The sequence below is a fragment of the Lentzea alba genome, from assembly GCF_047445655.1.
In the GTDB taxonomy this organism is placed as follows: domain Bacteria; phylum Actinomycetota; class Actinomycetes; order Mycobacteriales; family Pseudonocardiaceae; genus Lentzea; species Lentzea alba_A.
Window position 1 is genome coordinate 69,405 of sequence record NZ_JAJAEG010000018.1, and the last position, 22,904, is coordinate 92,308.

The 22,904-nt window shown below is 68.9% G+C and carries 23 protein-coding genes; 18 read left to right on the top strand and 5 right to left on the bottom strand.

Annotated features, from left to right (window positions below; all coding sequences use genetic code 11):
- Positions 1-4 precede the first annotated feature (4 nt).
- From lepB to dprA, 6 genes are all read left to right on the top strand, one after another.
- Entirely contained in the window at positions 5-868 is an 864-nt protein-coding gene (gene lepB / locus LFM09_RS28505) for a signal peptidase I (RefSeq protein WP_414099640.1), read from the top strand.
- The gene (locus LFM09_RS28510) at positions 865-1,656 is read left to right on the top strand and encodes a ribonuclease HII (protein ID WP_414099641.1); all 792 of its coding nucleotides are present in this window, start codon (positions 865-867) and stop codon (positions 1,654-1,656) included. The genes lepB and LFM09_RS28510 overlap by 4 nt, the downstream gene beginning before the upstream one ends.
- The gene (locus tag LFM09_RS28515; RefSeq protein WP_030468024.1) at positions 1,656-1,979 is read left to right on the top strand and encodes a DUF2469 domain-containing protein; all 324 of its coding nucleotides are present in this window, start codon (positions 1,656-1,658) and stop codon (positions 1,977-1,979) included. Before LFM09_RS28510 ends, LFM09_RS28515 begins: the two co-directional genes overlap by 1 nt.
- Positions 1,980-2,184: 205 nt before the next feature.
- Complete coding sequence (locus LFM09_RS28520; protein WP_414099642.1) at positions 2,185-2,559, top strand: YraN family protein; 375 nt, start codon at positions 2,185-2,187, stop codon at positions 2,557-2,559.
- Between the two features lies 1 nt (position 2,560).
- The gene (locus tag LFM09_RS28525) at positions 2,561-4,081 is read left to right on the top strand and encodes a YifB family Mg chelatase-like AAA ATPase (protein ID WP_414099643.1); all 1,521 of its coding nucleotides are present in this window, start codon (positions 2,561-2,563) and stop codon (positions 4,079-4,081) included.
- A gap of 1,185 nt (positions 4,082-5,266) precedes the next feature.
- Positions 5,267-6,406, top strand: a complete 1,140-nt coding sequence (gene dprA, locus LFM09_RS28530) for a DNA-processing protein DprA (RefSeq protein ID WP_414099644.1) — start codon at positions 5,267-5,269, stop codon at positions 6,404-6,406.
- Here the strand turns inward: dprA and LFM09_RS28535 are convergent, their stop codons facing one another.
- Together LFM09_RS28535 and LFM09_RS28540 are read right to left on the bottom strand one after the other, a co-directional pair.
- The gene (locus tag LFM09_RS28535) at positions 6,407-8,470 is read right to left on the bottom strand and encodes a SecDF P1 head subdomain-containing protein (RefSeq protein WP_414099645.1); all 2,064 of its coding nucleotides are present in this window, start codon (positions 8,468-8,470) and stop codon (positions 6,407-6,409) included.
- 44 nt (positions 8,471-8,514) lie between these two features.
- Entirely contained in the window at positions 8,515-9,051 is a 537-nt protein-coding gene (locus LFM09_RS28540; RefSeq protein WP_414099646.1) for a hypothetical protein, read from the bottom strand.
- Positions 9,052-9,208: 157 nt separating this feature from the next.
- Here LFM09_RS28540 and LFM09_RS28545 point away from each other — a divergent pair, with 157 nt between their 5' ends.
- Positions 9,209-10,186 carry a tyrosine recombinase XerC gene (locus tag LFM09_RS28545; protein ID WP_414099647.1) on the top strand — a complete coding sequence of 326 codons (978 nt, stop codon included), beginning with the start codon at positions 9,209-9,211 and terminating at the stop codon, positions 10,184-10,186.
- Positions 10,161-11,180 carry a FliA/WhiG family RNA polymerase sigma factor gene (locus LFM09_RS28550; RefSeq protein ID WP_414099648.1) on the top strand — a complete coding sequence of 340 codons (1,020 nt, stop codon included), beginning with the start codon at positions 10,161-10,163 and terminating at the stop codon, positions 11,178-11,180. Before LFM09_RS28545 ends, LFM09_RS28550 begins: the two co-directional genes overlap by 26 nt.
- 1,307 nt (positions 11,181-12,487) lie before the next feature.
- Here LFM09_RS28550 and LFM09_RS28555 read toward each other — a convergent pair.
- On the bottom strand, positions 12,488-12,967 hold the full coding sequence (locus tag LFM09_RS28555; protein WP_414099649.1) for a M23 family metallopeptidase: 480 nt from the start codon (positions 12,965-12,967) through the stop codon (positions 12,488-12,490).
- Positions 12,968-13,324: 357 nt separating this feature from the next.
- Between LFM09_RS28555 and rpsB the strand changes: the two genes are divergently transcribed.
- From rpsB to LFM09_RS28590, 7 genes are all read left to right on the top strand, one after another.
- Positions 13,325-14,146 carry a 30S ribosomal protein S2 gene (gene rpsB, locus LFM09_RS28560; protein ID WP_112261862.1) on the top strand — a complete coding sequence of 274 codons (822 nt, stop codon included), beginning with the start codon at positions 13,325-13,327 and terminating at the stop codon, positions 14,144-14,146.
- Between the two features lie 72 nt (positions 14,147-14,218).
- The gene (tsf, locus tag LFM09_RS28565) at positions 14,219-15,034 is read left to right on the top strand and encodes a translation elongation factor Ts (protein WP_414099650.1); all 816 of its coding nucleotides are present in this window, start codon (positions 14,219-14,221) and stop codon (positions 15,032-15,034) included.
- Between the two features lie 127 nt (positions 15,035-15,161).
- Complete coding sequence (pyrH, locus tag LFM09_RS28570) at positions 15,162-15,872, top strand: UMP kinase (RefSeq protein WP_414099773.1); 711 nt, start codon at positions 15,162-15,164, stop codon at positions 15,870-15,872.
- Positions 15,873-15,928: 56 nt separating this feature from the next.
- On the top strand, positions 15,929-16,486 hold the full coding sequence (gene frr / locus LFM09_RS28575) for a ribosome recycling factor (protein ID WP_414099651.1): 558 nt from the start codon (positions 15,929-15,931) through the stop codon (positions 16,484-16,486).
- Positions 16,487-16,555: 69 nt separating this feature from the next.
- Entirely contained in the window at positions 16,556-17,407 is an 852-nt protein-coding gene (locus LFM09_RS28580; RefSeq protein ID WP_414099652.1) for a phosphatidate cytidylyltransferase, read from the top strand.
- 31 nt (positions 17,408-17,438) lie between these two features.
- Positions 17,439-17,987: an RNA polymerase sigma factor gene (locus tag LFM09_RS28585; protein WP_414099653.1), complete on the top strand. Its 549-nt coding sequence runs from the start codon at positions 17,439-17,441 to the stop codon at positions 17,985-17,987.
- Positions 17,974-18,552: a hypothetical protein gene (locus LFM09_RS28590; RefSeq protein WP_414099654.1), complete on the top strand. Its 579-nt coding sequence runs from the start codon at positions 17,974-17,976 to the stop codon at positions 18,550-18,552. Before LFM09_RS28585 ends, LFM09_RS28590 begins: the two co-directional genes overlap by 14 nt.
- On the opposite strand, the gene LFM09_RS28595 is transcribed toward LFM09_RS28590, so the two are convergent.
- Positions 18,549-19,367 (bottom strand): VOC family protein, encoded by an 819-nt coding sequence (locus LFM09_RS28595; protein WP_414099655.1) that lies wholly within the window; start codon positions 19,365-19,367, stop codon positions 18,549-18,551. The genes LFM09_RS28590 and LFM09_RS28595 overlap by 4 nt on opposite strands.
- Positions 19,368-19,461: 94 nt before the next feature.
- On the opposite strand from LFM09_RS28595, the gene LFM09_RS28600 reads away from it, so the two are divergent.
- Positions 19,462-20,205, top strand: coding sequence for a class I SAM-dependent methyltransferase (locus LFM09_RS28600; protein WP_414099656.1), 744 nt, complete (start codon positions 19,462-19,464; stop codon positions 20,203-20,205).
- 21 nt (positions 20,206-20,226) lie between these two features.
- Complete coding sequence (locus tag LFM09_RS28605; protein WP_414099657.1) at positions 20,227-21,201, top strand: aldo/keto reductase; 975 nt, start codon at positions 20,227-20,229, stop codon at positions 21,199-21,201.
- 1 nt (position 21,202) lies between these two features.
- Here the strand turns inward: LFM09_RS28605 and LFM09_RS28610 are convergent, their stop codons facing one another.
- Positions 21,203-21,589, bottom strand: coding sequence for a PadR family transcriptional regulator (locus LFM09_RS28610; RefSeq protein ID WP_414099658.1), 387 nt, complete (start codon positions 21,587-21,589; stop codon positions 21,203-21,205).
- 194 nt (positions 21,590-21,783) lie between these two features.
- Here LFM09_RS28610 and rlmN point away from each other — a divergent pair, with 194 nt between their 5' ends.
- Positions 21,784-22,890: a 23S rRNA (adenine(2503)-C(2))-methyltransferase RlmN gene (gene rlmN / locus LFM09_RS28615; RefSeq protein ID WP_414099659.1), complete on the top strand. Its 1,107-nt coding sequence runs from the start codon at positions 21,784-21,786 to the stop codon at positions 22,888-22,890.
- Positions 22,891-22,904 lie beyond the last annotated feature (14 nt).

Sequence of the window (22,904 nt, forward strand, 5' to 3'; positions counted from 1 at the left end):
TCTCGTGGTTGACGTCGATCCAGAGCAGAACCCGTCCAGCGACGAGCCGAGTTCGGACGCTTCGGAGAAACCTTCGAAGAAGAAGAAAAAGGGCAACTTCTGGAAGGAACTGCCGGTCCTCATCCTGGTCGCGTTCGGCCTCGCGATCGGCATCCAGATCTTCCTCGGCCGCGTCTACATGATCCCGTCGGAGTCGATGGAGTCGACGCTGCACGGGTGCACCGACTGCTACGGCGACCGGGTGCTCGTGGACAAGGTCACCTACCGCTTCACCGAGCCGGCGCCTGGGGACGTGATCGTGTTCCGCGGGCCGCCGTCGTGGCAGAACGACTTCATCACCGACGAGCCGGGCAACCCGATCTCGCAGGGGTTGTCGTGGCTGGGGTCGTTGATCGGGCTGCCGTCGGCGAACGAGGAGGACTTCGTCAAACGCGTGATCGCCGTCGGCGGGCAGACCGTGAAGTGCTGCGACGAGCAGAACCGCGTGACGGTCGACGGCAAGGCGCTGGACGAGCCGTACAAGCACTACGACGAGGGCTCCGAGGCGGTGCAGGAGTCGTTCGAGGAGCTCAAGGTCCCCGAGGGGATGTTGTTCGTGCTCGGCGACAACCGCAACCACTCGTGCGACTCGCGGTGCCAGGGCCAGGGCGGGCTCAACGGGCTCGTGCCGGTGGACAACGTGATCGGCAAGGCGCGCGTGATCGTGCTGCCTCCGTCGAGGTGGGGTGGGGTGACGGACCACAACCCGCAGGCCGTTTCGATGGGCGCGCCGGGATGGCAGGAGAACGTTCCGCTGGGCGTGGGTATCGTCGCCGCGTGGCCGCTTCTGCTGCTCGGACGCCGAGTGCGAGACCGATTCCGCCGATGACCATGCTGTTGCCGCCCCGCGCGGTGGTGCGGGGCTCGTCGGGGAACTGGGCGCTGCAGAGCACGCTGGAGCGCCGGGGACTGGGGCCGGTCGCCGGCGTCGACGAGGCCGGACGTGGGCCGTGTGCAGGGCCGTTGGTGATCGCGGCGTGCGTGCTGAAGCCGGGTGACGCGGCGCGGTTCGAGGGTCTGAACGACTCGAAGCTGATGACCGCGCTGGCCCGTGACCGGATGTACGACCTGGTGCTGAAGCGTGCGCTGGATCACTCCGTCATCGTGGTGTCGCCCGCCGAGATCGACTGGCTGGGCATTCACGTCATGAACCTCGAGGGCATGCGGCGCGCGGTGGCGCAGATGGCGACGCATCCTGGGTACGTGCTGACCGACGGCTTCAAGGTGCCGGGGATGCCCGCGCCGAGCGTCGCGGTGATCAAGGGCGACCAGGCGGCGGCCTGCGTGGCGGCGGCATCTGTGCTGGCCAAGGTCACGCGGGACCGGATCATGGAGGATCTGCACTCGCGGTATCCGCAGTACGGGTTCAACGTGCACAAGGGCTATTGCACGCCCGAGCACACGGCCGCGTTGATGGAGCACGGGCCGTGTGCGGAGCACCGCTGGTCGTATGTAAATGTGGCAGCGGCGGCTGCGAAGCACGGTCTCGCCGCGCCGCACAGGGTGGCGCGCGGAACGACCGCGACGACCGTGGTCCAGAATGATGCAACCCCGGCTGACGCCGGGGAGCTCGCGACGAGTGAGGGCGCGGAGCAGATGACCCGCGCGGAGGCGTAATGAGTGCAGAGGATCTCGAGAAGTACGAGACCGAGATGGAGCTGTCGCTGTACAAGGAGTACCGCGACATCGTCAGCCAGTTCTCGTTCGTCGTGGAGACCGAACGGCGTTTCTACCTGGCCAACTCGGTGGACGTGCAGGTGCGCAACGCCGACGGCGAGGTGTACTTCGAGGTGCGCATGTCGGACGCGTGGGTGTGGGACATGTACCGCCCCGCACGGTTCGTCAAGAACGTTCGTGTCATCACGTTCAAGGACGTGAACGTGGAGGAGCTGGACAAACCGGACCTGCGCCTGCCGGAAAGCGGGCCGTTCCCCACGTAGTGCCCGTGACCCGGAACGTTGGTGGGACTCCCACGGCGACGTTTCGGGCCACTAGCACACCCCACCGACAATTCCGCCGTTCCAACATCGACAACGGCCGACTTGTCCACAGCCCCCGAGTTGTCCACAGATCCCCCTCACCCCGGCCACCCACCCCGCCCCACCCTGCAAGGTCGTACCCAACGACCCGCAGGAAGGCGAGGCAATGGTTGGTCAGGCACTGGCCGTCACGAGGCAGCAGGACTTCGGCCGCAGGGGCGAGGACCTGGCGTGCAGGTACCTGGAGGGGCAGGGCCTGGTCGTCCTGTCGCGCAACTGGACGTGCCGCGACGGTGAACTGGACGTCGTGGCCGTGCAAGGCGACCGCTTGGTCGTCTGCGAGGTCAAGACCCGGTCCGGCCCCGTCTGGGGTCGCCCGGACGAGGCCGTGGACCAGCGCAAGCTCTCCCGCCTGCGCCGCACAGCCCTGCGCTGGCTCGCCGCCCACGGCGTCGGCTGGTGCCCGGTCCGGGTAGACCTGATCTCGGTCACCTGGCCGGTTGACGGAGAGCCCGAGCTCACCCACCTGCGGGGAGCCTGACGTGGGCCTGGCGAAGTCGTGGTCGGTGGCCCTCTTCGGCGTGGACGGCCTGGCCGTGGAGATAGAGGCCGACGTAGGGGTGGGCCAACCCCGCACGCACCTCCTGGGCCTCCCCGACGCCTCCGTGGGCGAGGGGAAGGAGCGAGTCAAGGCCGCTGTCCGCAACAGCAAGGAAGAGTGGCCTAAACAGCGCATAGTCCTGGCCCTCTCCCCGGCCAACCTCCCCAAGGTCGGCAGCAGCTACGACCTGGCCATCGCCTGCGTAACTCTGGCCGCGGCCGGCTCGGTCCCGCCCGAGCGCCTGACCGGCACCGTCTTCCTGGGCGAGCTGGCCCTGGACGGCCGAGTCCGCCCGGTCACGGGCATCCTCCCGGCCCTGGTGGCAGCCCGCCGAGCAGGCCTGAAGACGGCAGTGGTCCCGGCAGACTCGCTGCCCGAAGCCTCCCTGGTAGACGACCTGGAGATCCTCGGCGCGCCAACCCTGCTCGACGCCCTGGCCTGGCTCCGCTCCGAGCCCCACGGCCTGCAACCACCCCCGCAAGCAACCGACCCGCCGCTTCCGCCACTCCCGGACCTGGCCGACGTGGTGGGCCAGCCAGAGGCTCGCTGGGCCCTGGAGGTAGCCGCAGCAGGCGCCCACCACCTGTTCCTGACCGGCCCACCGGGCACAGGCAAAACGATGCTGGCCGAACGCCTGCCGGGCCTGCTCCCACCCCTGACCCGCGAAGACGCCCTGTCCGTGACAGCGGTCCACTCGGTAGCCGGCCTCCTCTCTTCAGCCTCCCCGCTGGTCGCCAGCCCACCTTTCGTGAACGTCCACCACACCACCTCGATCGCCGCCCTGATAGGCGGCGGCAGCGGAATGGCAAAGCCAGGCGCAGCCTCCCGAGCCCACAAGGGCGTCCTGTTCCTGGACGAAGCCTGCGAGTTCGGCCCAAAAACCATCGACACCCTCCGCACAGCCCTGGAAGACGGCGAAGTCCGCATCCCGCGCCGCGACGGCATAGCCCGCTACCCGGCCCGCTTCCAACTGATCCTCGCCACAAACCCCTGCCCCTGCGCCCCACCAAAAGAAATCGACTGCATCTGCACCACCACAGCCCGCCGCCGGTACCAGTCCCGCCTCTCCGGCCCCCTCCTGGACCGCGTAGACCTCCGCGTCCGCATGCGAGCCACCACAGCCATGGCCAACGCCGACGCAGCCCCACCCGAATCGACCGAGGTAGTCCGAGAACGCGTCCTAAAGGCAAGATCCCGAGCCGCCACCCGCTGGTCCGCCCACGGCCACACCTGGCCCACAAACGCCGTAGTCCCAGGCCCAGCCCTACGCCGCGAGTTCGCCCTACCACGCCAAACCACAGCCCTACTAGACCGCGCCCTGGCCACAGGCGCCCTAACAGGCAGAGGCGCCGACCGCTGCTTACGAGTCGCCTGGACCCTCGCCGACCTAGCCGAATCCGACCGCCCAACCCCCGACCACGTAGCAGCCGCCCTCCAATTCCGAGAACGCCGAACCCCCTAACCACCCCATCCCGCGCTCCAGGCCCCACCCCAACCCCGCGCACCCAAGCCCTACCGCCAAGCCGTCCCAAGCCCGCGCACCTAAGCCCACCGCCAAGCCAAGCCACCCCAAGCCCCACCACAGCAGCCGATCTCGGCAGCCCACAAGCAGCCGGGCGCGGAGCCCACCCCCTCCTCCGCGCCCGGCCCCCAGCCCAATCCACATCGAGCGAGCCGCCCGCTTACCCCGCAGACGTTCGCGCAGCCCGACGTCGCAGCAGACCTTCGCGGTCCTGGTTGGAGTCAGCGATGACCTACACCCCACCGCGGCAGAACCAGGCCGCCCACAAGCAGCCAGGTGTGGAGCCCAGCCCTCCTCCACACCCGTCCCCACCACCCGCGACCCCTCGCTGCTGCTCACGTGAAATCACTGGCAGCGACCCACAAGCAGCCAGACAAGGAGCCCGCCCCCCTCCTCCGCGCCCGGCCCCCGCACCCGCTCACCACCAAGCCCTGCCACTGCAGCCGGCCTCGTCTGCCTGCAACCAACCGGGCACGGAGCACCTAAGCCCCGTCGCCGCAGACCCCGCGGTCCCAGTTGGCGCTGGCGATGGCCACATCCCATCGCGGCAGAACCAGACCGCCCACAAACAGCCGGGCACGGAGCCCACCCCCTCCTCCACGCCCGGCCCCACCACCGCTACCCCCTCGGCAGCTCACGCGAAATCGCCGACAGCCGCCCCCAGACCGCCGGACGCAGAGCGTTCGAGCCCCGGCTCCGCGTCCGGCGCACCGAGCGGGCACCCGCCACACCCCCGCGGGTGCCCGCTCACCCGACAGACAACGTCCGCACCGGCAGCCCCCGGCCCACCCGGCGAAATTTCGGTGTCCGCCCACCCGCGACACCTTCGACGGCCAATCCCGGCCGTCCCAGAACCGCCGTTCGCGGAGGCCCCACTCCCACCTCCGTGAACGGCCACCGAGCGGGCCGCCCGCCAAATCCCCAGCGGGCGCCCCGCTCACCTCAACCCCACCCTCAGGAGCCAACCATGACCCCACTCCTCATCCCCGACTTCGCCGCAGCCGCAACGGTTCCGGCGCTGCTCCGCCTGCCCTGCACAGTCCGCCGACCGTCGCCAGGAATCAGCCCTCCGAACGCGTGGCCGCCCAATCCCTGGCACCGATGGCTGCCCTGGTGGTGGTTCCGATGACCGCCGCCCCAACGGACGAGGTACGCCTGGCCAGGGCGTACCTGTCCCGAGTCGCGGAGCCCTACCCGTTCGCGCTCGCGGGCCTGGTCGCACAGCTCGGGCCCGTGCAGGCGGCGGAACTCGTGCGCACAGGCGAGGTCTCGAACGACGTTGCGAGCCAGACCTCGGCGCGGCGAGCGACGGAGCGGGCTGAGGAAGACCTCGCGCTGATTGCGCAGCGCGGTGGGCGGTTGGTGATTCCGGAGGACGACGAGTGGCCGCGGTGGCCGTTCGTCGCGCTGGACCAGCACGGGCGGCGGTGCGGTGGTTGTGAGCCGTTGGCGCTGTGGGTGCGTGGGCCGCACGACCTGGCTGAGGTCACGGAGAAGGCGGTGGCGATCGTGGGGTCCCGGGCCGCCAGCGGGTACGGCGAGCACGTTGCGGCTGAGTTCGCGTATGGGCTTGCGGCGGCTGGGGTGACTGTCGTTTCCGGTGCGGCGTATGGGATTGACGGCGCTGCTCACCGGGGTGCGCTCGGGGCCGGCGGCTTGACGATCGCGGTTTTGGCCTGTGGGGCCGACATCGCCTATCCCGCCGGCCACCAGGGGTTGCTGGGCAAGATCGCGCGGGAAGGGTTGGTAGTCAGCGAATATCCGCCCCAGGGCACGCCGGCACGGCATCGGTTTCTCACTCGCAACCGGCTCATCGCGGCGTTGGGGATGGGCACTGTTGTTGTGGAAGCCGGGCGGCGCAGTGGGGCCAAGAACACGGCCGCGATCACGTTGGCCTTGGGGCGGCAGTTGATGGTGGTGCCTGGGCCGGTGACGTCGGTCAGTTCGGTCGGGTGTCACGAGTTGTTGCGGGACGGGCAGGCGGTTTCGGTCAGTTCGGTGGCCGAGATCGTGGAGTCGGTCGGGCGGTTCGGCGACGACCTCGCCACCGAGCCGGCCGAGAAGGAGAGCGCGCTCGGGGCGCCGCAGGGGGAGGCCATGCGGGTCTACGAGGCGTTGGGCCTGCGGTGCGGGGTCAGTGACGAGGTCGTGTCGGTCGAGTCCGGGGTGCCGTTGGAGCGGGTGCGGGCGTTGTTGCCCGAGTTGGAGCTGGCTGGGCTCGCTTTGGCGGTCGACGAGGGCTGGCAGCGGCTGGAGGTGCGGTGATCAGGTGCCTCGGATGGACTCCGCGACCGCCTCCGCCTGGTCGAGGCTGGTGAACGGTGCCGGTAGCTCTATCGACTTGCCGGTCAGGGGTTGCATGATCTCGGGGGCCGTGAGCAGTTCGTCGTTGACCAGGAACGCGATTCGCTTGCCCACGTTCGCCTTGGTGAGGTCTTCCCAGCGTTGCCGGCCCTCGGCGGTGAGCTCGATCCGGATCGCGTAGCCCGTCGCGGTTCGGGAAGCCTCGGCGTCGGCGATGTCCACTGTGGACATGACGGTTGGGGCCAGTACGAACTTCTCGCTGGCGTCGGCGGCGCACGTCACCAGCGGAAGAGCTGGGTCTGCCTTGCCGCGCAACGGGTCTGGTTCCGTGCAGTCGTGTGCTGCCAGGGCTTCCTGTTGTGTGGTGCGGTTGGTGCTCTGTCGTTCTCGCTTCGCGATTCCCAGTGCTTCAGGAGAGGAGGTGTCCAGCACCGGACGGAACTCGGCGCGGGCTCGATCGCGTGGCGCGGACGAGCCGGTTGTCCACAGTCCTGCCAGCACCACAAGTGCCGCCACCGCCGTGAGCGCTGCCGGCCGGAGCGTTCGGGTGCGGAGGTGGTGCGGGATGGCGAGGGTTGCCGCGACCGTCAGCACCGTGACGATCGACCAGAAGGTGAAGCCGAAGTCCTTGGCGACGGCGAGGGCGATGTCGGACTGCTGGGTCGACGACTGGCAGATCGGAACGCCCTGGGCTTCCTCGGTCGGGCAGGCGAGGTAGACGCCGCGCAGGCGGGCTGACCAGGTCCAGAGCACGGCGAACAGCCAGCCGCCGACCAGGGCGGCCGACGGCACGGCGTACTTCAGGAACGTCGGTACGCGGTCCGCGGTCGGGTCGGTGTGGCGCCACGAGGTGCCCAACGCGTCGAGCCACCAGCACAGGCCGGCGCTGCCCAGGGCGAGTGCGAGGAGCGTGGACGGCGTGATCGGGATGCCGATCGGGGACTCGTTGAAGATGCGGGTGTAGAGCGGCAGGTGGCTACCGATCACCAGCCCGCCGAACAACGCGGCCGCGGTCAGCAGTGGGCGCAAGCGGTTGCGGTCTTCCTGCCAGGTGCCGCGCCACAGTCCGAACGCCGTGAACAGGGTCAGTGGAATGCCGATCAGCACGGCTGTGATGACCGGGGTCGACCTGTCGCCAGGGCCGCCGCTGAGAAGGAGGTCCTGCAACGTCACCAGACCGATGCCCGCTGCCGTGGCGCCGAGGAAGACCTGACCGATAGGTGAGGCCAGCAGTCGCACGGGATTCGTGAGTGCCTGGGAACGTTCGTCCGACCCGGGATGGCGGCGCAGCCAGGCGCGCACGACCGAGCGGGTCTGCTCGGTCTCGTGGGACCGGACGGCCGCCAACAGGCCTTCCACTCCGAACTGGGCGGCGTGCAGGTCGGCGGCGTGCTCACGGGCGCGCAGGAACGCGCGCGCGATCAGCTCGGCGAGAAGTACCAGGGCGACCAGGCGAAGCGTGCTCACGGCGAAGACGGCGGGCGTGCTCTTGTCGACCGAGAGATCGAGCCACAGGATGAACAGCGCGAAGAGCCCTGTGGTGACGTTGCACGCGCGCAAGACCGTGGCGAGTTGGTACCACCACAGGTCACCCGCGTGCACGTGGGCGAGTTCGTGGCGCACCACGGCGTCGAACACGGCCCTGCGCTCGCCAGGCATTGCGTGCAGGGCGAGCAGTTCCGGGCCGAGCGCGATGACAGGTTTGGCCGGCATGCCGGTGACGTAGGCGCGAGCGCCGAGGTGTTTGCCGAGCCGGATGTCGGTGCGGCGTGGTGGGTGCACCTCGAGGATGAGATCGGTGACCGCCTTGCTGGCGTCGCGCAGCCCGGTGGTGGCGAGTGGTACCGAGCCGCGGGTGCGCACCCGCGTGATGACGAAGTACGCGACGAGGCCTGGCGCGAGGAGCATCTGCAGCTTCGGCACCAGGTTCAGGAAACCGCCGCCTTCGAGCGTGGCCAGCCAGTTCGCGAGAAAGAAGGCGTTCAGCAGCACCGCCGCTGCGAGGAGGAGAAGCAGGAGGATCATCTCGGACGGTAGTGCCCTGGGGTTGACCTGCGGCTTCGCTTCCGTCATCTGGGTGTGTCACCGGCCTCGCGTCTGATGTCGTCGTCGGTGTCCGGGTTGTTGTCGCGCAGCACGAGGGCGGCGACCACCGCGTCGGCGAGCGCTTCGGCCTTCTGCTGCTTCATGCCGAGGGAGAGCGCGCGTTCCAGGGCGATCTGGCGCACTTCGGCCAGTTGTTCCCTGGTGAGCGGCGTCGAGGGCAGTTCGAGCGGTTCCTGGGGCTTGCGGCGGATCTTGCGCCACGCCTTGCGCACGGCCCCCGCGGTGCTGTCGTGCACCGCCTTGCCCAGGCTGTCGGAGACCGCGGTGATCACGCTGCCGGACACGAGGGCGATCACGGGGGTGGCCATCGCGATGATGTCGCCCAGGCCGAAGCCCAGCGGGTCGTCGTGGGCCTGGCGCAGCCTGCGCTCGGCCGGTTCGGGGCTCTCCAGGTAGGGAGCTGCGACGATGTCGAACGAAGGAAGCTCCTCGGGAGCGATCTTCCGCACGACCCGGCGGGCCAACTCATCGGCTGTTCGGACGGTGGTGCTGGCTGCCATCGCTACTCCGAAAGGTGATCTGTGCGTGCCACCAAACCCCTGGTCGTCACAGGGAGTTGAAACGTTATCGCGTTTGCGATCATGAGAGCGCTCTCAACTGGCGCGAGGGTGTGGCGATACTTGACCAAACGCCCCGACTGGCGCAGCGTCTTGGCCTATGTCCCCGCCGCCGCATGGTCGGACACGCCGTGTCGATCTCGTTCGCCTGCGCGAAAAACTGCCGGCGTGCGTTGAAGACGTGTTGCGGCAGTACGAACGGCACCTGAAGTTGGAGCGCGATCTCTCTCCGCACACCGTGCGCGCTTACATCGGAGATGCGGTTGCGCTACTTGGACATGTCGCGGGGAATAACCCGGAAAACGCCGACGTGAGCGGTATCGACCTGACGAGTTTGCGGTCGTGGCTTGCCGCGCAACGCACCGCAGGTGCCAGTCGCACAACACTTGCGAGAAGGGCTGCGGCTGCGCGCACGTTCACCGCTTGGGCGCACCGTGCGAGCCATTTGGCCGCAGATCCGGGGCCGCGGCTGGCTGCTCCGCGACCGCACCGGACGTTGCCGTCCGTGTTGCGCGCGGACCAGGCGAAGGACGCGATGGACGCCGTATCCTCTGGCGCGTCCCAGGGCGATCCGGTTGCGCTGCGTGATCAGGCCGTGGTGGAGTTGCTGTACGCCACAGGTATCCGCGTGGCCGAACTCTGTGGTCTTGATCTCGACGACGTGGACTACTCCCTAAGGGTGATTCGAGTTCTGGGCAAAGGTGGACGCGAGCGCAGCACGCCGTTCGGCGTGCCGGCCGAGCGAGCGCTGCGGCGGTGGCTGGACGAGGGGCGAAACGCCCTGGTAGCACCGGATTCGCCAGCGGCGCTGTTCCTCGGTGCCCGTGGCGGCCGGCTGAACCAGCGGGCCGTTCGCAGGCTGGTGCACGAGGTCGTCGCCGTGGTACCGGATGCGCCGGACATCGGGCCGCACGGGTTGCGCCACTCCGCTGCGACCCATTTGCTGGAAGGAGGAGCGGACCTGCGCACCGTCCAAGAACTGCTTGGTCACGCTACGCTCGCAACGACTCAGCTTTACACACACGTCACTGTCGAACGGCTGAAGGCGATCCATGACCGAACCCACCCCCGTTCCTGACGCCGCAGGGGGAGGATCGCGTACGGCGACCGTGCCCCCTGATCCCGTCGTGCCCGCACCAGCTTCGAAGCAGGCGAGCAACGGGCACCGTCAGAACGGCGCGCCGCACGCCGAGGCGAGCACCGGGTCGACCTCCGAGCCCGGTGTGGACACGCATGTCAACGGCACGCCCGCGGCCGTTCCGACTGCCGTCCAGGCCGCGGTGACGCGCGCGGACGCCAGGTCCGGTGACGACGTCGAGGCCGGCATCGTCGCGTTGTGGCGCAGCTACGGCGAGTCCCACGACCAGGGCCAGCGCGACCGCCTGGTGCTGCACTACGCACCGCTGGTCAAGTACGTCGCCGGCCGCGTCGGCACGGGCCTGCCCGCCCACGTGGACGTGGCCGACCTGATCCAGTCCGGCATCTTCGGCCTGGTCGACGCGATCGAGAAGTTCGAGCCGGAACGCGGCCTCAAGTTCGAGACCTACGCCATGCAGCGCATCCGCGGCGCGATCCTCGACGACCTGCGCTCTCAGGACTGGGTGCCGCGCTCGGTCCGCAGCCGCGCCCGCGACGTCGAGCGAGCCCTGGAACGCCTCGGCGCCAAGCTGCAGCGCACGCCCACCGACCGCGAGCTCGCCGCAGAGCTCAAGATCGGCCTGGCCGAGCTCCGCGAGCTCTACGGCCAGCTCCAGCTCACCAGCGTCGTAGCCCTGGACGAGCTGATCGCCCCGAACAAGGGCGGCTCCTCCCTGGCCGAGTCGCTGCCCGACGACGCCGCCGAAGACCCGGTGGCATCACTCGTCGACCAGGACAGCCGCCGTCAGCTGGCCGACGCGATAGCCCAGCTGGCAGAACGCGACCGTGTGGTCGTGACCCTCTACTACTTCGAGAACCTGACCCTCGCCGAGATCGGCAAGGTCCTCGGCGTCACCGAGTCCAGGGTCTGCCAGCTGCACACCCGCGCCGTCCTGCGCCTGCGCACCAAGCTCAACGAGCAGTCCGAGGCCTGACCGCGCCTCCTCCCTCACCCGCAACCCGGCGAGCGCCGGGCTGCCGCACGCCCGCACCGCCACGCCGCCGCGGTGCGCTGCCGAGGCCGTCGAGCCTCCGGAACATGGCCGTCAAACCTCTTTCCGTCGCTTGCCAGGGCTAATTCACTCGAACGGGTGGGTGTTGGAGCCGCTCCAAGCACGCCGCGTACCCGTCCTGTCGAGTCGCCGACTCCGGGATGGATGTGGACGGCGGGAGCCAGGGAAGTGGGGTGTTGGGGCCGCTCCAAGCACATCGCGTGCCCGTGCCGTTGGGTCAGCGATTCGGGGGTGGACGTGGGCGGTCGGCAGGGCGGGGCGTGGGTGTTGGAGCTGCTTCAAGGACGCCGCGCGTGCTCGTGTCGTCGAGTCAGTGACTCTGGGATGGGCGTGGGCGGCTGGAGGGCGGGGCGTGGGGTGTCGGAGCTGCTTCAAGGACGCCGCCTGCCCGTGCCGACGAATCACCGACTCCGGGATGGATGTGGGCGGCGAGGCGGCCGGAGAGGCAGCAGGCGGCCGTTGGCGCGCGGGCTGGGCGGGAACCAGGTCGCTCGTCGGGAAACTGCGGGCGTGGTCGCGGTCGGCTGAGGACAGGTGGGCCGGGAGGTCGTGGGCTGGAAGGGCAGGACGCGGCCGCTGGTGGTCAGCAGGGGTAGTGCGGCGGTCGGCTGAGGTCAGGTGGGCTGGGGGTCGGCTGGGGGTCGGCTGGGGACAGGTGGGCCGGGAGGCGGTGGCTGGCGGGCACTACCGCCTCCCGGCGCCTGTCGGGCGCCCGCGACGCGCAACGGGGACGCGTCGCCGTCAACCGCCGTGAGGGGAGCGGCGGGAAGGACGCCCGATCGAGCCGCTGCGGGCGGGCCGGAAGTCCGCCGGCGCAGCGGAGGTGTGAATGGCTGGCCGCGGTGAGGCGGCGCAGCGGGTGTGTGAGCCGCTGGCTGCGGTGAGGCGGCGCAACGGGAGTGTGGGGCGCTGGTTGCTGCGAGGCGGGCCTAGCGGAGGTGTGGGGCGCTGGAGGCGGGTCCGGCGGAGGTGTGGGTCGCTGGCCGCTGGGAGGTCGACCTAGCTGGGGTGTGGGTCGCTGGCCGCTGGGAGACGGCACAGGAGAAGAGTTCGTCGCTAGCCGCTGCTGGGCGGCGCAGCGGAGGAACCGGTGGTTAGCCGCCGCGAGGCGGCGCAGGGATGGGTGGCTACTGGCCGCGAGACGGCGCAGAGACGGTTGGGCACTGGCCGCGAGACGGCGCGCAGGGATGGGTGGCTAGTTGCCCGCGAGACGGCGCTGGGGCGGGTGGCTAGCCGCCGCGTGAGGGTGCTGTGGAGGGCAGCGGTAGCAGGCGGACTCGGCCCCACGAGACGAGGCGTAGCGGGTCGAGGTACTCGTGGCCTCGGCGGACGCCCCAGTGCAGGCACGGGGAGGGGCAGTGGCCCGGTTGGAGGTGGCCGAGCACTTCGCCGCGGCGTACGGCGTGGCCGGGCGTGACGGTGGGTGTCACTGGTTCGTAGGTCGTTCGCAGGCCGTTGCTGTGCTGGACGGACACCAGCGTGCGAGCGGCTACGGCGCCTGCGTAGACGACCACGCCGTCGCGGGCGGCCAGGACTGTGGTGCCGGCGGCTGCTGACAGGTCCACGCCGCGATGGCCTGGACCGAACGGGGAGGCCGGGGCCTGGAACGCGCGCACTACCGGGTGCGGAGGCGGCAGCGGCCAGGAGAAGCGGGCGGGTGAGGGAGCCAGCAGGGTTGTGAGCAGCAGGGCTGTGGGGAGGAGGGGCATGGGTCATACGGTCGGGTAAGGGGTACCCCGGGGACCAGCGGTGATGGTGGAGCTGTGGATTACTCGCCGGTTGTGGACAACTGCCGGGCGTGGGGCGAGGGCGATTCGGGGTTTGTCGGGGGTGGGGGGTAGACTTTTGGGCGCGTCCCGTCTATCGCGGGGCGACTTCGCGTGCCAACGCAGATCCGACCAGCTGATCCCAGCCAGGTCGAGTCACGACGTCTGACGGTCCTGACGGTGGAGAAGTCCTCCGCGGGTGCGGGCGGCGGCATAGGCACCAGGGCTTCGGGCCACCGGCTCGGAGCGTCAACCGAACGACGCCCCCAAAGCGTCCTACAGATGAGGTGCGAACCGGCCATGGCCGTCGTAACCATGAAGCAGCTGCTCGACAGCGGCGTGCACTTCGGGCACCAGACGCGGCGCTGGAACCCGAAGATGAAGCGCTACATCTTCACCGAGCGCAACGGCATCTACATCATCGACCTGCAGCAGACGCTGACCTACATTGACAGGGCTTTCGAGTTCGTCAAGGAGACGGTCGCGCACGGCGGGTCGATCCTGTTCATCGGCACCAAGAAGCAGGCGCAGGAGGCCATCGCCAACGAGGCGCTCCGCGTCGGCATGCCCTACGTGAACCAGCGCTGGCTGGGCGGCATGCTCACCAACTTCTCGACGGTCCACAAGAGGCTTCAGCGGCTCAAGGAGCTGGAGTCGATGGAGCAGACCGGCGGCTTCCAGGGTTTCACCAAGAAGGAAATCCTGATGATGAACCGCGAGAAGGACAAGCTGGAGCGCACGCTCGGCGGTATCCGCGACATGTCCAAGGTGCCCAGCGCCGTGTGGATCGTGGACACCAAGAAGGAGCACATCGCGGTCGGTGAGGCTCGCAAGCTGAACATCCCGATCGTGGCGATCCTCGACACGAACTGCGACCCGGACGAGGTCGACTACCCGATTCCGGGCAACGACGACGCGATCCGTTCCGCCGCCCTGCTGACCAAGGTCGTGGCCGAGGCCGCCGCCGCCGGTCTCATGCAGCGCTCCGGTGCCCGCCGCGACGCCGCCGAGGGCCAGGACAAGCCCGAGGTCGCCGCTGACGAGCCGCTGGCGGAGTGGGAGCAGGAGCTCCTGACCAACACCACGGCCGAGGCCCCGGCCGAGCAGCCCGTCCAGTCCTGATCTCCCCCACGCGGCGCCCGCACACCAGCGGGCGCCGCGTGACTCAAGCGCGTACATCGCAGAAGGAACACGATGGCGAACTACACCACCGCGGACGTCAAGAAGCTCCGCGAGCTGACCGCCGCCGGCATGATGGACTGCAAGAAGGCGCTGGACGAGGCTGACGGCGACTTCGACAAGGCCGTCGAGATCCTGCGCATCAAGGGCGCCAAGGACGTCGGCAAGCGCGCCGAGCGCACCACGTCCAACGGCCTCGTCGCCGTCAAGGACGGCGCGATGGTCGAGCTGCGCTGCGAGACCGACTTCGTGGCCAAGAACGCCGACTTCATCGCCCTGGCCGACGACATCGTCGCGCTCGCCAAGGCCAACAAGGTCGCCGACGTCGAGGCCCTCAAGGCCGTCGAGGTCGACGGCAAGACCGTGGACGCGCTGGTCCAGGAGTTCTCCGCCAAGATCGGCGAGAAGCTGGAGCTGGCGAAGGCCGTCGACTACGACGGCACCGTCTCGGTCTACCTGCACAAGCGCGCCGCTGACCTGCCGCCCGCCGTCGGCGTGCTGGTCGAGTACACCGGTGACAACGCCGAGGCCGCCAAGGGCGCCGCGATGCAGATCGCCGCGATGCGTCCGAAGTTCGTCACCCGTGACGACGTCCCGGAGGAGCTCGTCGCGAACGAGCGCCGCATCGCCGAGGAGACCGCTCGCGAGGAGGGCAAGCCCGAGGGCGCGCTCCCCAAGATCGTCGAGGGTCGCGTCAACGGCTTCTTCAAGGACGTCGTGCTCCTGGAGCAGGCTTCCGTGACGGACAGCAAGAAGACGGTCAAGGCCCTGCTGGACGAGGCCGGCGTGACGGTCACCCGTTTCGCCCGGTTCGAGGTCGGCCAGAGCTGATTGCGGTGAGGGCGGGGTTGCGGCACAACGGCGACCCCGCCCTCAGCATGTTCGGACCACGACTGCTCCCAAAGGCGCGAGGAGAGGACCTGTGAGCGAAGAAGGTAGCCACGGCTACAACCGGGTGATGCTCAAGCTCGGTGGCGAGATGTTCGGCGGCGGTGGCGTCGGCGTTGATCCCGACGTGGTCCAGACAGTCGCCCGGCAGATCGCGGCCGTCCACAAGTCCGGCGTGCAGGTGGCCGTCGTGATCGGTGGTGGCAACTTCTTCCGCGGGTCGGAGCTGCAGCAACGCGGCATGGACCGCTCGCGTGCCGACTACATGGGCATGCTCGGCACGGTCATGAACTGCCTGGCGCTGCAGGACTTCCTCGAGCGGGAGCACGGCATCGACACGCGCGTGCAGACCTCCATCCAGATGACGCAGGTCGCCGAGTCCTACATCCCCCGCCGGGCGATGCGCCACCTCGAGAAGGAGCGCGTCGTGATCTTCGGTGGCGGCGCCGGCCTGCCGTACTTCTCCACCGACACGACCGCCGCCCAGCGCGCGTTGGAGATCGGCTGCGAGATCGTCCTGATGGCCAAGGCCGTCGACGGCGTCTACACGGCCGACCCCAAGATCGACCCCGACGCGTTGATGTTCGACAACATCACCCACCGCGAGGTGCTGGAGCGCGGCCTCAACGTCGCCGATGCCACGGCCTTCAGCCTCTGCATGGACAACAACATGCCGATCCTCGTCTTCAACCTCCTCACCGAGGGGAACATCGCGCGCGCGGTGCGTGGTGAGAAGATCGGAACTCTGGTCAGCACCCCCGGTGGCCGCCCGGCCTTCTAGACCTGCTGGGATCTGACCGGAACCGGGAAGAAGCACACGCAGAGCAAGGAGCAGTCGTGATCGACGAGACCCTCCTCGACGCCGAGGAGAAGATGGAAAAGGCGGTTTCGGTGGCGAAGGAGAACCTCGCCTCCGTTCGGACCGGTCGTGCGACTCCCTCGATGTTCAACCGCATCCACGTCGACTACTACGGAGCGCCGACGCCGCTGAACCAGATGGCGAGCATCTCGGTTCCCGAGGCGCGCATGGCGGTCGTCAAGCCGTACGACGCGAGCCAGCTGAACGCCATCGAGAAGGCGATCCGCGACTCCGACCTGGGCGTCAACCCCGGCAACGACGGCAACATCATCCGCGTCGTCATCCCGCAGCTCTCCGAGGAGCGCCGCCGGGAGATGGTGAAGGTCGCGAAGCAGAAGGGCGAGGACGCGCGCGTCTCCGTCCGGGGTGTCCGCCGCAAGGCGAAGGAAGAGATCGACCGCCTCGTCAAGGACGGCGAGGTCGGCGAGGACGACGGCGCGCGTGGTGAGAAGGAGCTCGACGCTCTGACCCACAAGTACACCGCGCAGGTCGACGAGCTCGTGAAGCACAAGGAAGCCGAGCTTCTCGAAGTCTGATGTTCCTGATGGTTTCGCCCGGCCGAGTCGCGCCGCAGGCGTGATTGCCCTGGCCGGGCGGAGGTCGTGATGGGAGCACAGGTGGCAGGCGGACCCGCGGAGGTGCCCGCGTCGAAGCCGTCGCGCGCGGGACGTGACCTGCGCGCGGCGATCCTGGTCGGCGTCGGGCTCGGCGCCGTGATCATCGTGTCGCTGCTGACCGTGCGGCAGACCTTCATCGCCATCGTCGCGGCAGCCGCGGCGGTGGCGACGTGGGAACTCGCGACCGAGCTGAAGAAGAAGGACTACAACGTCGCGTTGTGGCCCGCGTTGATCGGTGGCCAGGCGATCATCTGGTTGTCCTGGCCGTGGGAACGCGCGGGCATCACGACGGCGTTCGTGATCACCATCCTGGTGTGCATGGCCTGGCGGTTCCGCGCCGGTTCCGACGGCTATCTGCGCGACCTCAGCGCTTCCGTGTTCACGGTCGCGTACGTGCCGCTGATGGCGGCGTTCGCGGCCATGCTCGTCGTCCCCGAGGACGGTGCGGGCCGCGCGTTCGCGTTCCTCATCGGCGTGGTGCTGTCCGACGTCGGCGGCTACGCGGCCGGTGTCTTCCTCGGCAAGCACCCGATGGCGCCGACGATCAGCCCGAAGAAGTCCTGGGAGGGCTTCGCAGGTTCGCTGATCGCCGGCATGGTCGGTGGCGCGATCACGGTCACCACGCTGCTGGACGGCCAGTGGTGGCACGGCGTGCTGTTCGGCGCCGCACTCGTCGTCACGGCCACGGCGGGCGACCTGGTCGAGTCGCTGATCAAGCGCGACCTCGGCATCAAGGACATGGGCACGCTGCTGCCCGGCCACGGCGGGATCATGGACCGCATGGACTCGCTCCTGCCGTCTGCCGTCGCCTCGTGGCTGCTGCTACACCTGTTCGTGTGACGGTTTCCGCGCTACGCCGCAAGTAGTGGTTGTGAGAGACCACGAGGCACTGGCGGCGTTCGAGCGGATCTACCGCGACCACGTCGGCGCGATCACCCGGTTCTTCGCGCGCCGTTGCACAGAACCGCAGGTCGTGGCCGACCTGACCGCGGACACCTTCGTCCGTGCGATGACGTCGTTCCACACCTTCAACGCCTCCAGAGGCTCGCCCACGAGCTGGCTCTTCGGCATCGCCAGGCACACGTTCGCCGCGCACCTCGAAACCAAGGCGCGCAACCGTGTTCTGGTGCTCAAGGCGGGTGGCCGGCGTGAGCTGGGCCGCGACGAACTGGCCGAGCTGGAGGCCCGCATCGACGCCGAACGGCCCGGTCGCGCGCTCCTGGAACGGCTCGCGGAGTTGCCGGAGCTCGAACGGGAAGCCGTCGAGCTCGTCCACCTCAGTGGTCTCGCGCCCAAGGAAGCGGCCGAAGCGCTCGGCGTGCCCAAGGGAGCGATGCGCACCCGGCTGTATCGCGCCATGGCACGTCTCCGCGCGGTCGTCGACGACGAACAGGAGGCACGAGCTGATGAGCAAGTTTGAGGACAACCTCTGGGTCCAGTTGGAACGCGACCACGGCCCTGCGCTGGTGAAGAACGTTGTCACGCACCGACGCAGGAATGCCGGTCGTTGGATGGCTGCAGCAGCAGTTGCTGCAGTGTTGGGAACCGGCGCGGTGGTCGCACCTTCCTACTTCGGCGGCACTCCACCCGCGTACGGCGTGGTCGACAACCCGGACGGCTCCGTGACACTGACCATCAAGGAGGTGGAGCAGGTCTACGCGGCCGCGGCCGCGCTCCGGGAGCGGGGGATCCCGGTGATCGCGGTGCCGCGGCGGGACGGCTGCCCGGACATCCCGCCCAAGGTTTCTCGCGAGCCGGTCCTCTTGCAGGACATGGAGAACGACCCGATCCAGTTCCTGTTCCAGGTCTCCGGCACCGCTCCCGGTTCTACGCTGGAGCTCCGGGTCAAGATCAGGCCGGACCGCTTCCCGCCGGGTACTACCTGGGTGCTCGCGGAACCAGAACCGAACACTGTCATGGGGTACAGCGGTTTCTACCCGAGCGACCGGCTACCCAGCTGCATCCCCACCGACTGGCCGCGTTAGTCGTCGTACGGGTCGTCCGCCTCGATGCGCGGTTCGGCCTCGATCACGCGGGACTGGTCGATCACCGAGAACGCCATTCCCGCGTGGTCCTCGACGACGGTGATGCGTCCGAACGGGGTGTCGTAGGGCTCGACGGTCACCCGTCCGCCGAGTTCCAGCACCCGGTACGCCACCGAGTCCGTGCCGATCTCCGGCGCGGCGTTGAAGTAGACCATCCAGTGCGACCGTTCGGCGTACGGGAACTCGCGCCCCATCTTCTGCCGCCCGATCACCTCGGTGCCCTCGACGGACCACGACGCGTAGTCCAGCCGGTGCCCGTCGCCGATCTGCGTGATGTCGTAGTGGCACAGCTCACCGAAGAACTCGTCGGACGCCGCGCCGTCGCGGGTGTTCAGCTCGGCCCACGCGTACGCGCCGTGCCCGCCCGTCCCGAACCGCCAGTCCGGCGGCACGTGCCGGAACCCGACGACGGCCCCGGTCGGGTCGCTGATCAGGGTGGTCTGCGTGTGGTCGGCGCCGTCCTCGGGGTTGCGCAGCACCGACCCGCCGAGGTGGAAAGCCTTCTCCGCGGTGGCCCGCGCGTGTGGCGTGACCAGGTACAACCGCCACGCTTCCGGTTCGCCCTGCGGTAGTCCGGCGACGGGGATGCCGTCGACCATCGCCACGGTGTAGCCGGCGTCGTCGGCGTAGTGCCAGCCGAACAGGCCGGTGTAGAACTCGATCGCGCCCTTGAGGTCGTCGACGGTGCGCTCGACCCAGCACGGACTTCCTGCGAGCAACGGTGCGAGCTGGGGCGTGTTGGGTGCGATCGACACTGCCGCCTCCTGCAGGGGGAAGATGCGGTCACGCTACGCCGTAGTTGGACGAATTCGAACGGTCACGGGCAAATCGAGGCCCTACAGTGTCTTCGTGAGGGGATTCGTGCGGGCGGCGTTGAACGCGGTGCGCCCAGTCGACGTCGTGCCCAGCCCGAACATCTGGCACTGGCCCGACATCTACGAGGTCGAGAACCGCGCGCAGGACGTCCACGGCGCGATTTGGGCGGCGTTAAGCGAAGAATGTCCGTTTAGCGATCTGGACGTTGTGGACATCGGTTGTGGCGACGGCTTCCACCTGCCGATCTTCGCGCGCACCGCGAAGTCCGTCACCGGCGTCGAACCGCACCCGCCGCTCGTCGTGCGCGCCAAGAACCGCACGGCTTCGTTGTCGAACGTTCGCGTCATTTCCGGTCCCGCACAACGGCTGCCGCTCGACGACGCCTCCGCAGACCTCGTGCACGCCCGCACCGCCTACTTCTTCGGGCCGGGCTGTGAACCGGGCCTGCGCGAGGCGGACCGCGTGCTGCGGCCGGGCGGCGCGCTGGCGATCGTTGATCTCGACGGGGCGGCTTCGCTGTACGGGCCGTGGTTGTGTGCCGACGAACCGCGTTACGACCCGGCGGCGGTGGAAAAGTTCTTCGCGGACAACGGGTTTTCGCTCACCCGAGTCACGGCGGAGTGGCGGTTCGCCAGCCGAGCGGACCTGGAATCCGTGCTGCGCATCGAGTTCTCGGAGAAGGTGGCAGAACGGGCCATTGCTTCCGTTGACGGGCTGAGCTTTCCCGTCGGGTACCGGTTGCACGTGCGGCGCAAGCCCAAAGGGTTGATCGTGTGAATCGGGACTAGGCTCTGGTTCGTGGAGAAGCGAATCGCAGGCAGGTTGAACCGCCAGGTCGGCGTCGTGGGGCTGGGCTGCTGGCAGCTCGGTGCGGACTGGGGCGAGGTGGACGAGAGCGAGGCGCTCGCGCTGCTGCACGCCGCCGCCGACACGGGTGTCGACTTCCTCGACACCGCGGACGTCTACGGCGACGGTCGCAGTGAGACGCTCGTCGGGAAGTTCCTCAAGGAGCGTGAGGACGACGTGTTCGTCGCCACGAAGATGGGGCGGCGGCTGCCGGCGCAGACCACGGAGGGGTACAACCGGGAGAACTTCCTCGCGTGGAACGACCGGAGCCGCCGCAATCTGGGTGTCGACACGTTGGACCTCGTGCAGCTGCACTGTCCGCCCACGCCGGTCTACAGCCGGGACGAGGTGTTCGACACCTTGGACGAAATGGTTGAGCAGCAACGGATTGCTGCCTACGGCGTGTCGGTGGAGAAGGTGGAGGAGGCGCTGGCGGCGATCAGGCGTCCGCACGTGGCCAGCGTGCAGATCATCCTGAACGCGTTCCGGCTCAAGCCCCTCGAGGAGGTGCTGCCCGCGGCTGCCGAGGCCGGGGTGGCGATCATCGCGCGGGTGCCGCTCGCATCCGGTCTGTTGACCGGGAAGTACGACAAGGCAACGACTTTCGGCGCGGACGATCACCGCAACTACAACCGCAACGGTGAGGCGTTCGACGTCGGCGAGACCTTCTCCGGGGTCCCGTACGAGGTCGGGCTGGAGGCCGTTGAACGGCTCCGGCCGCTGGTGCCGGAGGGTGCGACGATGGCGCAGTTCGCGCTCAGGTGGATCGTCGACCAGCCCGGGGTCACGGTCGTGATTCCCGGTGCGCGCAACGTTTCCCAGGCCGCGGCGAACTCGGGTGCGGCAGCCCTGGAGCCGGTGGACGGCGAGGCGGTCGCGGCTGTTTACGACGAACTGATCCGGCCGCACGTGCACGACCGGTGGTAGGTCACTCCTCGGCGAGGATGGCGTACAGCTTGCGCCGCAGCTCGTTGTAGAGCTCGACGGCGCGTGCCTTCTGCTCGGGCGTGCCCGCGTGGGAGATCTGCTCCATCGCGCTGCCGAGCAGCCGGACCGCCGACCGCAGCTCGCCGTCGACCGGGTCGAGCTGGATGTCGATGTCGCGCCAGGGCGGGGCCGTGTGCTCCGTCCTGCCGTGATCGGTGACTGTGAACAGCTTCTTGCCTCCTTCCTCGGCCGAGGAGATGAGGCCTTCGTCGGCGAGCATCTGCAGCGTCGGGTAGACCGAGCCGGGGCTCGGGCTCCACGCGCCGCCGGTGCGCCTGGCGATCTCCTGAATGATCTCGTAACCGTGCATCGGCCGTTCTGCCAGCAAGGACAGAACCGCCGCCCGGACGTTGCCGCGCCTCTGGCGGCCGCCCCTGCCACCGCCCCCGAAGGGCCCGTGGCGATGCCTGTGGTGGTGCTCTCTGTGGTGTGGTCTCATCATCATGTCGCTAACGATATATCGGAATCTATCGCGATGCAACGGTCATGTGTCGGTGAAGTTCGTGGCACACTAGATGTGCTATGACCTCCCTCCCCCTTGTCTTCGACGCGCCCAAGCGCGGCCTGCCGCCGCGCCACCTCGTCGACCTGTCGCCTGTTGAACGTGCCGAAGCCGTTGTGGCCCTCGGTGAAAAGCCGTTCCGCGCCAAGCAGCTGTCGAACCACTACTTCGGCCGCCTGACCGTCGACCCGGCCGAGATGACCGACATCCCGGCCGACTCGCGCGACAAGCTCGTGGCCGACCTGATGCCGCCGCTCTTCTCGGTCGTGCGCAAGGTCACGTGTGACGAGGGGACGACGTCGAAGACGCTGCTGCGCGCCCACGACGGCACGCTCATCGAGTCCGTGCTGATGCGCTACCCGGACCGCGCGACGCTGTGCATCTCGTCGCAGGCGGGCTGCGGCATGGCGTGCCCGTTCTGCGCGACCGGCCAGGGCGGCCTGCAGCGCAACCTGTCGACCGCGGAGATCGTGGACCAGGTGCGGCTGGGTGCCGCGGCGATGCGCGACGGCGAGCTGCCGGGCGGCCCCGGCCGGTTGTCGAACATCGTCTTCATGGGCATGGGCGAGCCGCTCGCGAACTACAAGCGCGTGATCGAGGCGGTGCACCGCATCACGGCACCCGCGCCGGACGGGCTGGGCATCTCGCAGCGCACGGTCACCGTGTCGACGGTGGGGTTGGTGCCGGCGATCCGGAAGCTGACCGAGGAGAAGCTGCAGGTTCGGTTGGCGGTGTCGTTGCACACGCCGGACGACGAGCTGCGCAACACCCTGGTGCCGGTGAACACGCGGTGGGACGTCGCTGAGGTGTTGGAGGCCGCGCGTGGGTACGCGGACCAGACCGGGCGGCGGGTGTCTATCGAGTACGCGTTGATCCGGGACATCAACGACCAGGGATGGCGTGCGGATCTGCTCGGGAAGAAGCTGCGCAAGCATCTTGGGCAGCTCGTGCACGTGAACCTGATCCCGCTGAACCCGACTCCGGGCAGCAAGTGGGACGCGTCGCCGAAGCCCGTCGAGCGGGAGTTCGTGCGGCGGGTCCGTGAGCAGGGTGTCGAGTGCACCGTGCGTGACACTCGTGGGCAGGAGATCGCGGCGGCCTGTGGGCAGCTCGCGGCCGAGGGCTGATCACCTCAGCCAGT

Bases quoted from the DNA above. Each gene is read 5' to 3' on its own strand.
- LFM09_RS28510 (WP_414099641.1), top strand. From the start codon at position 865: ATGACCATGCTGTTGCCGCCCCGCGCGGTGGTGCGGGGCTCGTCGGGG.
- LFM09_RS28515 (WP_030468024.1), top strand. From the start codon at position 1,656: ATGAGTGCAGAGGATCTCGAGAAGTACGAGACCGAGATGGAGCTGTCG.
- LFM09_RS28520 (WP_414099642.1), top strand. From the start codon at position 2,185: ATGGTTGGTCAGGCACTGGCCGTCACGAGGCAGCAGGACTTCGGCCGC.
- dprA (WP_414099644.1), top strand. From the start codon at position 5,267: ATGACCGCCGCCCCAACGGACGAGGTACGCCTGGCCAGGGCGTACCTG.
- LFM09_RS28535 (WP_414099645.1), bottom strand. From the start codon at position 8,470: ATGATCCTCCTGCTTCTCCTCCTCGCAGCGGCGGTGCTGCTGAACGCC.
- LFM09_RS28540 (WP_414099646.1), bottom strand. From the start codon at position 9,051: ATGGCAGCCAGCACCACCGTCCGAACAGCCGATGAGTTGGCCCGCCGG.
- LFM09_RS28545 (WP_414099647.1), top strand. From the start codon at position 9,209: ATGTCCCCGCCGCCGCATGGTCGGACACGCCGTGTCGATCTCGTTCGC.
- LFM09_RS28550 (WP_414099648.1), top strand. From the start codon at position 10,161: ATGACCGAACCCACCCCCGTTCCTGACGCCGCAGGGGGAGGATCGCGT.
- LFM09_RS28555 (WP_414099649.1), bottom strand. From the start codon at position 12,967: ATGCCCCTCCTCCCCACAGCCCTGCTGCTCACAACCCTGCTGGCTCCC.
- rpsB (WP_112261862.1), top strand. From the start codon at position 13,325: ATGGCCGTCGTAACCATGAAGCAGCTGCTCGACAGCGGCGTGCACTTC.
- tsf (WP_414099650.1), top strand. From the start codon at position 14,219: ATGGCGAACTACACCACCGCGGACGTCAAGAAGCTCCGCGAGCTGACC.
- pyrH (WP_414099773.1), top strand. From the start codon at position 15,162: ATGCTCAAGCTCGGTGGCGAGATGTTCGGCGGCGGTGGCGTCGGCGTT.
- LFM09_RS28580 (WP_414099652.1), top strand. From the start codon at position 16,556: ATGGGAGCACAGGTGGCAGGCGGACCCGCGGAGGTGCCCGCGTCGAAG.
- LFM09_RS28590 (WP_414099654.1), top strand. From the start codon at position 17,974: ATGAGCAAGTTTGAGGACAACCTCTGGGTCCAGTTGGAACGCGACCAC.
- rlmN (WP_414099659.1), top strand. From the start codon at position 21,784: ATGACCTCCCTCCCCCTTGTCTTCGACGCGCCCAAGCGCGGCCTGCCG.